The sequence below is a fragment of the Putridiphycobacter roseus genome (assembly GCF_003234935.1).
Taxonomy (GTDB): Bacteria; Bacteroidota; Bacteroidia; order Flavobacteriales_D; family Crocinitomicaceae; genus Putridiphycobacter; species Putridiphycobacter roseus.
This window is the reverse complement of the sequence record NZ_QKSB01000009.1, coordinates 79,416-92,273: the sequence shown is the minus strand read 5'-3', so window position 1 is coordinate 92,273 and position 12,858 is coordinate 79,416. Positions and strand designations below refer to the sequence as shown.

The window sequence follows — 12,858 nt, the reverse complement described above, 5'->3', positions numbered from 1 at the left end:
TTATTTATGGCAGACAATAAATTTTAGTTAAATCAATGAAAAAGGGGTGGAGAATTTTAAAAAAAATATTGATTTGGGGTGGCCTAGTCTTTGTTTTTTTAATTACTCTAATTACCATTTTACTGAAGATTTATGAAGATGATATTGAACAGTATGCCATTACTGAAATCAATAAACATTTAGCAGTTAAAGTAGATGTGCAAGACATGGAAGTCACTTTTTTGGCGAGTTTTCCTTATGCTTCCTTAAATTTCAAAAAAATATTAATCCACGATAATTACGAAACCATTGAAAGTACGGATACTTTGTTTTACGCAAAGGATTTGTATCTGAATTTTAGTCTATTCGATATTTATCAAGAAAATTATGAAGTGAAGAACATTACTTCTAACCATGCAGTTTTAAAAATAAAGACTGCTGGTAATGGGGAAATCAATTATAACATAGTCAAACCTTCTAAGGATACAACCAGCAGTAATTTTAAGTTCAAAGTAGAGGCGTTTAACCTAAAGAATATTCGATTTGAGTACGCAAATATTGCCACCAAACAATTTTACATTGTCGATATTTTAAAGAGCACTGTTGCTGGCAATTTTACTGCTGAAAAGTACGATTTATCCGCAAATGCCAAACTCTTCGTCCATCAGTTAAAAACAAACTCTTTTTCCTTGCTTAGTAAAAAGTCGGCCAATTTAGTATTGGGCTTAAAAATAGACAATAAAAACAAATCGTATTACTTTACGAAGGGTGATTTAACGATTGAGAAAATGCCATTTCACATCAAGGGCATGTTAGATAGTGAAAAGGTAAATTTAAATATTAAAGGTGACGATATTGATCTGGACCAAATGTCTAAGTCAATATTAAATCAATCGGTGGAAATAGCAAATGATTATGAAGGCAAGGGAGTGGTCAATTTTACCTGTGATATTAAAGGTCCGATAGTGGCCACAGAAATGCCAAGTATTACTGCTGATTTTTCTATAGCTAATGGCGAAGTAAAACACCTAGACAAGAATTTATCCATTACTAAAATAAAGCTGAACGGACATTATCAAAATGGTCAAAATAAAAGAAAGGAAGAACTTGTTTTCTCTAATTTATCATTGAACCTACTAGGAAGTGCTATTCAAGGAAATACCACTTTAATAGATTTTGCAATCCCTACCTTTAAAGGTAATTTGAGTGGGGATGTAAACCTGCAGACTTTCAATGACTTTTTTCAATTCAAATCCATTAAGACTTTGAGAGGTCAAGTAGTGTTTAATACTAATTATGCCATCAAGTTTGAAGACATTCAATACAATCCCGAGCAATTTGATATTTTTAATTCAACGGGTAATTTCAACCTCAAAAATGTAGCATATCAAGGATTGGGAGACGAGGTTTTGTACCAGAACATAAATGGTGAAGTGGTGCTAAATGGAGATGATGCTGCAGCTAAAAATATAACGGTGAATACCCAAAATTCTGACATGATATTGAATGGGGCATTAAAGAATTTTATTCCTTTTGTAGAAGGAAATAGTCCCCTTGGTTTAATAGCAACACTGGAGTCCGATTTTATTTTATTAGATGATTTTCTGGGAGATAATAGTGAAAATGCAAATAACGCTAAGGCCCAATCGACATTTTCTTTGACGGATAAAATTAATTTGAATTTAGACTTGTCCATTAAAAACTTAAAATGGGCAAACCATTCTTTTAATGATATTGATGGTAAATTAATCATGTCTGACCGAAAAATTACGGTGCAACACTTTAACCTTAAAACCTTATCTGGTGATATTGCGGGTAATTTAAAATTGAATAATTATTTAGAAAAAGGGAATGCAATTGAAGGTAAGTTGCGATTCAACGGAATTGATGTCCACAAACTTTTTAAGGAATGGGATAATTTTGATCAAGTAAGTATTACTTCTGATAATATTGAGGGAAATGCTAGGGGTGAAATAGATATGTATTTGTATTTCGACCAGTACTTTAATATTGATTTGGATAAGATAGTATTGAATAATAAAATTGAAATCTTAGATGGAGTCTTAAAAAACTTGTCAACTATGAAGGCTATTACGGGTTATATGAGAACCAATAAAGCATTGAAATTGGCCTTGAACAAACACATTGATAATTTTGAAAGTAAGCTCATGCACATTGATTTTAAAACCCTTAAAAATGACATATTGATTGAAAACAGCAGGATTAATATTCCAAAAATGGACATTGCTTCTAGTGCCATGGATTTGTCCTTATCGGGTTGGCATGATTTCAATAACCAAATTGATTACCATTTCAGTTTTCGATTCAGGGAATTAAAAACAATACCGGAATATACAGAATTTGGTAAAGTAGAGGATGATGGTTTAGGATGGAAAATATATTTAGCCATGTATGGCGACTTAGATGATCCAAGTTATAAGATTGACAAAGAAGGGAGACAGGCTACGGTAAAAGAAAATGTGGCGGTTGAAAAAGTAAAAGTGAAGTCTATGCTTAAGTCTGAGTTGGGCTTGTTCGGAAAAGACAGTACTGTGAAAAGAATGGACCAAGAAAAGAAGAAGACGGTGGAGTTTATCATGTATGATGAAAATCAAGAAAAAGAAGAATTGAATCCCGGTAAGGACGATAAGAAAAAATCTAATGTCAATAAAAGGCAAAGCAATAAATTTTTTGAACGCTTAAAACAGGCAGAACTAAAGGCCAAAGAGAAAAAAGAAGAAGAAATAAAAATTGAAAATTAAGGTTTTATCCATTACCATATGGAGTTCCTACTTAATTTTTGACAAACTTTTGAATTCTTTTATCCATTGTATGCTCAATAATAACAAAATACACACCTGGAGATAAATCTTTTATAGAAAAAGAAATGGATACATTGTTTTGAGTTATCTGTTCAATGTCCTTCACCAATTTACCCCTTAAGTCTATTATTTTAACTTTTGCTGGTTCTGTGTTTACATCAAATTTTAAGTGGAGTATATCATCCGCCGGATTAGGGTATAGCTGAAAGGATACAATAGGTGAATCATCAAGGGATTCTATATTCAACAGTTCAACTCCGCAAGAATCAAAACTGCCTTCTCCTGGCCACATGGCTAAAATAGGTATGCTGTCATTGTCAATAGTATGAAATTTGCCAGAAGCATAGAGGGTATCTTTAAAAGATATCAGCGTTTGTGGTGTAAAACTAAAGTCATTGCCTGTACTGCACCACTGTGTACCATCCCAACAAGCTAAATTAGGTGAATAAACACCACCTGCATAATCAAAAAACCCTGTTACCCATAGTTTATCATCATGCACGGTAGCGCCTACAACTGGGCCTGAAACTCCGCCACCGCAAGGCAACCATTCGGTGCCATTCCAACGCATTACATTATTATCGGCATTTCCAGTAGCCTTCAAAAAATGTCCTACCACATAAAGTTCGTCGTGGTAAATAGTTAAGTTACCTGCATACGCTGGCCCATGATCGCGTATGCCACCCCCTACACTGGTCCATTCGGTACCATTATATTTCATAATTTCTGATAAGGTATCTCCATTTAAATTGCCCGCCAAATAAATTTCATTTTTATATTCAATTACAGAATTGACAAAATTTACTTCCAGAGGACCATCTGTAGATGGCGCATCATAACCAGACTGCCAAATTTGTCCATTCCAACGGGCAACTCCATTGGCAGCAATACCTCCAATAGAATCAAAAACACCTACCACCCAGAGTTCATCATCTATCACCTTAAGGTTGTAAACGTTCGGATTATCGCCCGCCTCAAAAGGCCCATTCATGTTAATTACTAGCCCTGGCAATAGTTCCCATTGGGTACCCGTCCATTTTTTTAGTGAGCCATGTCTAATACCGCCTACATATAATGTATCTCTATAAACTGCAACTGCTTCTACTTCTCCTACTACACTTATGGTATTACCAACAGCAGTCCATTCCCCATTATAGTATTGCATAACACCAGGTGTTGTATCATTATTTATAAAGCCAAACCAGCCTCCAGCATACAATGTATCCCCTTTACTAACAAAATCGTGTACCGGAAATGCAATATCGGCCGTTGGTTTTTCCCATTGTAACTGCGCATGGCTTTGGAAGCTAAACCAACAAATACAACAAAAAAGTGAAATGCATTTTTTAAGGGAAAGTATCATAACAATTTAATCAAATTTAACTATTATTTTTGTAATCTGTAGTATTAAGTGCTGCATATTGAAGTTTTTAGCGGGTTAGCTATTACTTTTATCATAGATGCGTACGCTGTTAGCGCAATATTAGACTGGATTGGAAAGCCGTTAAAAGAAGTAATTAGCCTCAAAAAATAAAGCTTTTTTGCCCAGCTTGTTTTTTGTAATAAAAAACCATTAAATTCGTTCTTTCCTCACCATGAATTTATACCGTAAAAAACAACGTTGGAAAATAATCTTATTAATAGTCGCCATACTATTGGTGGCCATTTCTTTGTGGTTTTCAAATTCCATTGTTAAAAAAGTTGCACAACGAGAAAAAGAGCGGGTGGAACAATGGGCTGATGCGGTTAAGAAAAAAGCAGATTTAGTAAACTTGACGAACAATGCATTTGAAGAATTAAGGGAAAATGAAAGGGTAAAAGTTGAGTTCTGGTCCAAAGCTATTGTTGAGGCAACCGAAATGGATATGAATGGTGATTTAGAGTTTTCGGTTTTTATTATTGAGAAAACAGGAAAAGATATCCCAATTATCATTACTAATACCGACTTAAAAGTAGAAGAAACACATAATCTAGAATTTTTAGATTCTATGATTTTAAAAGCGATAAAAGGTAAACCGAATGCAGCTGCTTTATACGAAAAAATTAAAGCAGATTCCATTCAAAGTTTTATTAAGCATTGGCCCAAGACGCATCCACCGATTAGGATGAAATATTATGGTGAAAAATACTTAAACTGTTTTTATTTTGATTCTCAACAGTTATTATCCTTAGCTTCCAGAAAGGATTCCCTTTTTAACGCCTTTAATGTAGAATTGGTCCAAAATGAATACTTAGTCCCTGTTTTATTTATCGATAGAGAAGATAGAAGTGTATTGGGCACCAATATGAAGGATGTTTTGGAAGACAAAGCAATTATACCGCTTAAAATTAAAGCTTTAGCTAGTGTAAATGACTCTATTTTAGTAGATTTGGGGGCAAATAATAAAGGAGTAATTTATTTTGAACATTCTCCTGAGTTGTTGCAACTGAAGTATTTTCCGATTGTACAGTTTATATTGATTGGCCTGTTTATTTTTATTGGATATGTCATTTTTAGTACCTATAGAAAAGCGGAACAAGACCAAGTTTGGGCTGGTATGGCTAAGGAAACAGCGCATCAATTAGGAACACCAATATCTTCTTTAATGGCCTGGACGCAATTGCTAGAAGCACAAGGTATTGAAGCGTCTACGATTCTTGAAATGAATAAAGATATTGATCGTTTAAATACCATTACAAATCGATTTTCAAAGATAGGTTCTACGGCTGTGCTAAAAACAGAAAATATTGTTCCGGTTATCTTTCAATCCGTGGATTATTTAAAACGTAGAATATCTGCGCAAATTATACTAACTTGTGTTACGACGGAGGAAGTTATATTAGCAGATATAAACGCCTCCCTGATTGAATGGGTGATTGAAAATATTACCAAAAATGCGGTAGATGCCATGGAAGGAAAAGGGAAAATAGAAATCCTTGTTAAACAATTTGAAGACGATATATTCATTGATATCGCGGATAATGGAAAAGGTATTCCTGCAGCTAAGTTGAAGACCGTTTTCCAGCCAGGGTATACCACTAAATCAAGAGGGTGGGGACTAGGTCTTTCTTTAGTAAAAAGAATTGTAGAGGAGTTTCACAAAGGTAAAATTTACGTCTTAAAATCAGAAATAGATGTTGGGACTACTTTTAGAATTGTGTTAAAGGCCAAGTAAAGTAAGTTAAAGAATTAAGGCGATTATTTATTTGCCCATGTACAATTTAATTAAGGCTTTTTTATCTGCTTTTCCATTTTGATTGAGTGGTATTTCTGTTACTAATTTAATGTCTGCAGGTACCATGTAATCAGGTATTGTCATTTTTAAATCTTCCTTAATTTCTTGAGATGTTTTGTGTTCATTTGGTTTTAAAGTTACCAGACTAACAATTTTTTTAACCACACCTCCTCTTTCTAAAGCAACTGTTGCTGCTTGAAAAACATAAGGTAAATTGTGCAATACTGAAGTTATTTCATTGATTTCAATTCTATAGCCATGTAATTTTACCATGTCATCATTTCGTCCATTGAAAAAGAGTAACCCATTTTCTAAATAACCTTTGTCGCCAGTTTTAAAAGCCCTTTGTTTGTCTCTGCTGATAAACTTCTCCATGTTTAGGTCCGGTCTATTGATATAGCCGACAGACACATTAGGACCAACAATTATTATTTCTTCATCCACAATTAATAATTCACTGTCCATTTTGCATTTTCCTACAGGTAATGGGTTATATTTTTCTAAAATTTCATCAGTGATATTAATAATGGTAGTCGCCACGGTCGCTTCGGTAGGACCGTAAGTGTTTACGATCTTTGTATTATTGTATTTTATTCTAAGTGTTTTAGCCAAGTTGTGGGGTAATATTTCTCCACAAAAAAGAAAAGTATGGATGCTTTTCAAACGTTCATCTTCCTCTAACCTGCTGTATAAAAAAGCAAAGGATGGTGTGGAAACCCATACAGTACCTTGGTATTTGTCAATTTTATTTAACAATACACTTTGATCACTTGTTTCTTCCTTAGCATTCAAAACAATACTTGCGCCAACGGCAGCAAAGGTCATTACTTCAAATACAGAAAGGTCGAAACTCAACAAGGCAGTATTGATAAATACATCTTTATTGGAAAAGCGAAAGTCTTCACTACTCATCCATTTGGTAAATGATTGTACTGCTTCATTACTAATTTGGACACCTTTTGGTTCCCCCGTGCTACCGGAGGTAAAGATGATGTAGACTAAATCTAAAACGTTACTTAAATGGCTTTTAAATGGCTTTGGACGGTTGACGATTGTAATGCTTTGGTTTAATACAATTTCAGAGGTATGGAATTCCTTTAAGTCTGCTGAACTTGTATTGATAATTAAGTTAGTTTGTGCAGCTGCAATTATTTTTGATACCCGGTTTGTAGGGTAGGAAGAATCGACCGGGATATAAGGAATGTTCATTGACATACACGCGTACATTGCCGCGAGCATGGCTGCATTTTTATGTCCGTAAATGATGATTGGATTAAAAGCCTGGTCTAATTCGTGTACCTTAAAAAAAGCAATAATTTCCGATACTTTCACTTCAAATTCTTTCCAAGTAAAAGTACCTTCAGTGCCACTGATTGCTAATTGATCGGCTTGCTCATGCTGCGCGATAAACGTTTTTTTATGAAAACAATACTTCATCTTAAATTAAATTACCACTAAAAATATAAATAGCGAATGTAACAGCATTAAATAGAATAAAAATGGATAATACCCGAATAATCTTAGGGTTTAGTTTTCCGAAAAACACATCTTTTTTCGTCTTTTTACAACGGTATACATAATAGTTATGTATCACGGAATAAAGACCAAATAGCATGCCGCTTAAAATATAATGGAATTCAAATCCGTTCCAAAAACCCATTAATGTGAAAGTAAGCATCAATGCAATATTTTGTCGGGTAATCGATTTAAAAATACCCCTTGAAGTCAGGTCCTTAAAAATGGGTTTAAAAAAGTAATCGTTTAACCAGTCTCCCAAACTCTTGTGCCAGCGTTTCCAAAATTCTTTTGGGTTTACGGCCAAAAATGGTTTATCAAAGTTTATCGGAACATGAATACCTATAAAATTACCAGCCCCAATAGCAAGCAAGGAATAGCCTGCGAAGTCGAAAAATAAATAAATTAAATAAGTATAAGCATACGTAATGTGGTATAATAGACTGCCATCATCCACAAGGTTGGCTAAGATTAATCGACGAATGGCTTCTGCAAGAATAAACTTAAATAATAAGCCGAGAATAAAATTTTCCCAACCTTTATAAATCAATTCTTTATTCATGTTTTGGTAACCGTTATCTACGTCTTTTTGAAATCGCTGAAAACGATCTAAAGGCCCAATTAATAATGTGGGAACAAAGGCTAAGAAATTAAAGAAGTCGATAAACTGGATTTTGTTTTTATTATTTCGTTCATCTATATAAAGACTTATTGCTTTAAAGACAATGTAGGAAAGGCCAGCAATTTGAATGAAATCTCTAAAGTCTCTAATGGTAATAGATTGTCCCTCAACTGGAACAATATTTACTGTTTTCATCAATAACATAGGCAAGGCAAGTAGTAACATTGGAAAAATTATATTACTGCCTTTATAGTATTTTCTAAGTAAAAGAAGAAATAAGTAAAGGATTCCTAGTACGACCAGTATTTGAATAGGCTTTGTAAATAATAATAAAATATAGCCTAGTGTAACGGTTGTTAGGACGTATTTGTATGGAATGACTTTTGGTATAAATATTTTTATCATCCACACCAAAAGGGTAGATACCAAAATATAAGTAAAAAATATACTTTCGCTAAAAGGGAGCGTTTGGTGCCAGTTCATACTTAAAATTGTTGGTAAACAAAATCTATTTTAGACTTTACGTTAATTTCTTTGTCCGGATGTAAGATGAGGTCGACATCCACCACATACAAGTATAAAAAGCCGAAAATTAATGTCAAATAGATCATTAAATTTCTAAGAAAAAGTTTACTTTTTTGCATAATATAGGTCGTAAATAAAATGGTTAACTTTCATCCATCCAAAATCACTCAAATGCATAACATCCTTTAATAAACCTGGTTCATAGGCTTCTTTTGTGGTGGCATATAAATTTAAAAAAGGTAGACTATTTTGGTTCATTAATTGCGTGATAGTGTCTATGAGGGGTTCATTTACTGCAACATTGTTATAACAATAAGCATTAAATGGAATCATTACAAATGAGGCTTGTAAGTTTTTACTTTTGATGTACTTAATGAGTAAGCTTAAATCGTTTAATTCTGGATTATCATGTATGTATACATTCGCTAAAGTTTTAAGCTCGTACGCTTCATTATCCTTCACTAAATACTTGGTGTAATATTCATCATAGACAAAAATATCATTGGTCGTGATGGCAGCAATAAATTGATTTTTTAAGGCCTTACCAATGCTGTCAAAGTTTTTGTAATATGCTATAGAAGTAGTTTGTGTATTGGGTAATAATTTGATTTTATAATCAATTTCCGGTACGTATTTGTAAGTGGCAAACTTGCTTTCAATTTCATTTTTCAGTATCGTTTTTTGCTTATTTAAATAGTTTGCATTTTTTATTAAATACTGGTCTTGTAGCTGGCTCATTTGGGGAGAGAAATTTTCAAATTCATTTTTTTTCCCATCAATAAATTTACCAATATATAATTTATAATCCTCCGAAATATTTGTATTATGGATGATCTTACTAAGTAAATTAGGTCTTGCAAATTCAATGAAAGCTTCTGAGTTTGTTCCACCAGTTGTAAACCAACCAGGACTTAATAAAATGCAAATATTGCTGGTACTATCTAATAATGCATCTGCCGCCAGCAATTCAATTAGTATACTTAAATTTTGATGATAAGCATGTCCTAATCCTAGCATAGGCAAGCCTAGTTTATCTGGAAAATAATTGTAAGAACAATAAGCAGATTCACTGAATTCTGATGAGCCAAAAAGGGTAAATTGATTTTTGTTCATTAAACTGGCAAAATAATCTATTTCAGCATCCTTTCCTGTTAATAAATTAGAGTACCTACCACTATTTTTTGTTTGATTGCCAACAATGTAGTTTTCTTTGTCAGCTACCTGAATTGGTTTTTTTAAATAAATAAATACGCCAGCAATGGTCATTGCTAGAAGAAAAGGTAAGAGATGGAAAAATGAAAACTTCTTAAGCATTTTGCTTCGATTGAATATAGTTTATCAATAAAGCTACTGTTTCGAAATTACTTTCTATAATTTCATCAAATGGTATTTTAATTTGATATTCTTTCTCAATTTCTACTGCTAATTCGACTATTGTAATGGAGTCTAGAACGCCTTCTTGCCATAAAGAATCTTCCTTGTTTACCGTGCTAAATGCTATTTCCTCTATTTTATCGATTAAAAACGTTTCCATATTTGAATTTCGGCAAATGTATAAAAAATGGGGTACTAATGCAATTTAAAGCGTTTGTATGCCACCTTTTAAAGTATAAACTTTAATGTCTTTTAATAAATGATCTAAGAATTGTTTTCCGGTATTACTTCTATTGCCACTTTCGCAGTACAATAAAATTGGTTTATCTGTGTTTATTTGAGCAAATTCTTTTTCTAGTTCGTAAAGTGATATGTTTATTCCGCCAATATTAAAATCGGCGTGTTCCCAATCTTCCCGCACATCAATTAATAAATATTCATCTAATTTATTTTTAATCATTGGGTAAGATAGTTCATGTTCTTCCGTAACTATTCCGCAAAATTCTTGATAATTAGTTTGCAATGCTGTGACATTTATTTCGGGATTTTTATCAAATTTAATTACAAATTGTTTATTTGTTAAAGTGTTGTATGTCAAAATTTTTCCGCTTAGCACTTCTCCTATATCTAGAAGTATTTTAAGTACTTCATTCGCTTGAAAATTTCCAATCATTCCTGGTAGTACACCTAAAACACCCACTTCAGCACAGTTTGGAACGGAATCCGCAAGGGGTGGAGTTGGAAATATGCAACGATAAGTTGGCCCGTTTTTATAATTAAAGACACTAACCTGACCTTCGAACTTGTAAATAGAACCAAATACCAATGGCTTGTTAGCTATCACAGCCGCGTCATTCACTAAGTACCTGGTTGGAAAATTATCTGAACCGTCAACAATTATATCGTATGCTTTGAATAATTCAATTGCATTTTTATTATCGAGTTCAAAAGGGTAGGTGATGATCTTGATGTACGGGTTTAAGGCTTGTAGCTTTTCTTTTGCTGCATTTACTTTAAAAACCCCAATGTCATGATGCGTATACAATACTTGTCTTTGTAAATTGCTTTGGTCAACTACGTCACCATCAATAACCGCTAGGGTGCCAATTCCAGCGGCAGCTAAATACTGCAATATTGGTGAACCCAATCCTCCAGCGCCAATGACCAATACCTTAGCGGCTTTAAGTTTTAATTGCCCTATAAGTCCAATCTCTTTTAATTTTATATGGCGACTATATTGTTTTAATTCTTCCTTAGATAAATCCATGGTTATTTAATTAAAATGCGTCCAATCTTTCCAAACTGCTTCTAAACCTTGGTTTTTCAACATGATTGTAATGTCTTCCGTACTTCTTTCATCCGAAATTTCAAATTGTTCTAATGATTCTGGTTCTACGGCATATCCCCCAGGATTAGTTTTAGATGCTGCGCTCATAGAAGTAACACCCATTTGAACAATATTATTTCTAAATACTTCACTTTCTCTGGTTGAAATTGACAGTTCTAGGTCTTCATCTAATAATCTAAATGCACAAATTAATTGTACTAAGTCAGGGTCTGTCATCTCAACTTTTGGTTCAAGTCCACCACTGAAAGGTCTTAGTCTTGGGAAGGATATAGAATACTTAGTTTTCCAGAATTTCTTTTTTAAATATTGATGATGCAAGGCTGTAAAAAAGCTATCTGCTCTCCAGTCTTCCAGTCCGAATAATGCACCTAGCCCAATTTTATGAACACAAGCTTTACCCAATCTATCTGGTGTTTCGAGTCGGTAATCAAAATTAGATTTTTTTCCTTTCGGATGGTGTTTTTTATATTCTGCTCGGTGATAGGTTTCTTGATAGACCAAAACAGCATAAAGGCCACTGTCAATTAATGTTTCATATTCGGCTTGGTCCAAAGGTTGAACTTCAATGGTGATATTGGCAAATTGTGACTTTATGAGTTTAATGGCATTGTTGATGTATGGCACACCAACTGTTGTATTGGCTTCACCGGTAACTAATAATATGTGGTTATATCCCTTGTCTTTTAAGAAGGCAACTTCTTTTAAAATTTCTGGATCTGTTAAAGTCCTGCGCGGAATTTTATTGGTGAAACTGAAGCCACAATAAGTACAAATATTTTGACATTCGTTACTCAAATACATAGGGGCATACATTTGAACGGTATTCCCAAATCGTTTTTTTGTTGCCATTCTACTCATTTGAGCCATCTGTTCTAAAAATGGTCGTGCAGCAGGTGAGATAAGGGCTTTAAAATCTTCTAAATCCCTTCTGTCTTTTTGCATTGCATGGATGACATCTGACTCCGTTTTATTAAAAATGCTCGATAAGGTATCATCCCATGAGTATTGATTGAATAATGAGGTGAATGTTGATTCAGAGCTTTTAGCCTTTTGCATTTGGCCTTTAGCTTTTAGTGCTTGAATTTTAGTTGTATCCATTATTTAGTGTTTTTAATAATTCTGTATAATGAGTTTAACATTTTTCTAATCTCTATAATTGAGCTGGAAGGTTTTGTATACTGTTCTAATGTGCGTAAATCGATTTCCTTTGAAAATTCTAATAAGTATTCTACTTCTGCAGCTGAACCAGCTGCTATATTTATAAAATTCGCAAACTCTTTTTTTGAAAACCTAGTGCAGCCTTCAACAATATTAGTAGGAATTGAAAGTGAAGCTCGTCGGATTTGCGAAGTAATACCAAACCTCTCTGATTTAGGAAAATTTTGAGTTATTTTATAAATTTCAATAGCAAAAAAGTGTCCTTTTTTCCAAACTTCCTTTTTTCTAAAATCTCTCATA

General features: G+C 33.5%; 10 protein-coding genes. 2 read left to right on the top strand and 8 right to left on the bottom strand.

Annotated elements, in window-relative coordinates:
* The first annotated feature begins 35 nt into the window (after positions 1-35).
* Positions 36-2,741, top strand: a complete 2,706-nt coding sequence (locus DNU06_RS13600) for an AsmA family protein (RefSeq protein ID WP_111064041.1) — start codon at positions 36-38, stop codon at positions 2,739-2,741.
* A 31-nt stretch (positions 2,742-2,772) separates the two neighbouring features.
* On the opposite strand, the gene DNU06_RS13595 is transcribed toward DNU06_RS13600, so the two are convergent.
* Complete coding sequence (locus tag DNU06_RS13595) at positions 2,773-4,164, bottom strand: T9SS type A sorting domain-containing protein (RefSeq protein WP_111064040.1); 1,392 nt, start codon at positions 4,162-4,164, stop codon at positions 2,773-2,775.
* A 232-nt stretch (positions 4,165-4,396) separates the two neighbouring features.
* Here DNU06_RS13595 and DNU06_RS13590 point away from each other — a divergent pair, with 232 nt between their 5' ends.
* The gene (locus DNU06_RS13590) at positions 4,397-5,956 is read left to right on the top strand and encodes a sensor histidine kinase (RefSeq protein WP_111064039.1); all 1,560 of its coding nucleotides are present in this window, start codon (positions 4,397-4,399) and stop codon (positions 5,954-5,956) included.
* Between the two features lie 27 nt (positions 5,957-5,983).
* Here the strand turns inward: DNU06_RS13590 and DNU06_RS13585 are convergent, their stop codons facing one another.
* From DNU06_RS13585 to DNU06_RS13555, 7 genes are all read right to left on the bottom strand, one after another.
* Positions 5,984-7,453, bottom strand: a complete 1,470-nt coding sequence (locus DNU06_RS13585; protein ID WP_111064038.1) for an AMP-binding protein — start codon at positions 7,451-7,453, stop codon at positions 5,984-5,986.
* Between the two features lies 1 nt (position 7,454).
* Positions 7,455-8,378 carry an MBOAT family O-acyltransferase gene (locus tag DNU06_RS13580; protein ID WP_158526902.1) on the bottom strand — a complete coding sequence of 308 codons (924 nt, stop codon included), beginning with the start codon at positions 8,376-8,378 and terminating at the stop codon, positions 7,455-7,457.
* Between the two features lie 405 nt (positions 8,379-8,783).
* A complete protein-coding gene (locus DNU06_RS13575) occupies positions 8,784-9,992 on the bottom strand; it encodes a D-alanyl-lipoteichoic acid biosynthesis protein DltD (RefSeq protein ID WP_111064036.1) in 1,209 nt (402 codons plus the stop codon).
* The gene (locus tag DNU06_RS13570; protein ID WP_111064035.1) at positions 9,985-10,212 is read right to left on the bottom strand and encodes an acyl carrier protein; all 228 of its coding nucleotides are present in this window, start codon (positions 10,210-10,212) and stop codon (positions 9,985-9,987) included. Before DNU06_RS13570 ends, DNU06_RS13575 begins: the two co-directional genes overlap by 8 nt.
* A 45-nt stretch (positions 10,213-10,257) precedes the next feature.
* A complete protein-coding gene (gene moeB / locus DNU06_RS13565; protein WP_111064034.1) occupies positions 10,258-11,319 on the bottom strand; it encodes a HesA/MoeB/ThiF family protein in 1,062 nt (353 codons plus the stop codon).
* Between the two features lie 6 nt (positions 11,320-11,325).
* The gene (thiH, locus tag DNU06_RS13560; RefSeq protein WP_233503038.1) at positions 11,326-12,456 is read right to left on the bottom strand and encodes a 2-iminoacetate synthase ThiH; all 1,131 of its coding nucleotides are present in this window, start codon (positions 12,454-12,456) and stop codon (positions 11,326-11,328) included.
* Between the two features lie 41 nt (positions 12,457-12,497).
* A complete protein-coding gene (locus DNU06_RS13555; RefSeq protein WP_111064032.1) occupies positions 12,498-12,857 on the bottom strand; it encodes a four helix bundle protein in 360 nt (119 codons plus the stop codon).
* Between the last annotated feature and the right edge of the window lies 1 nt (position 12,858).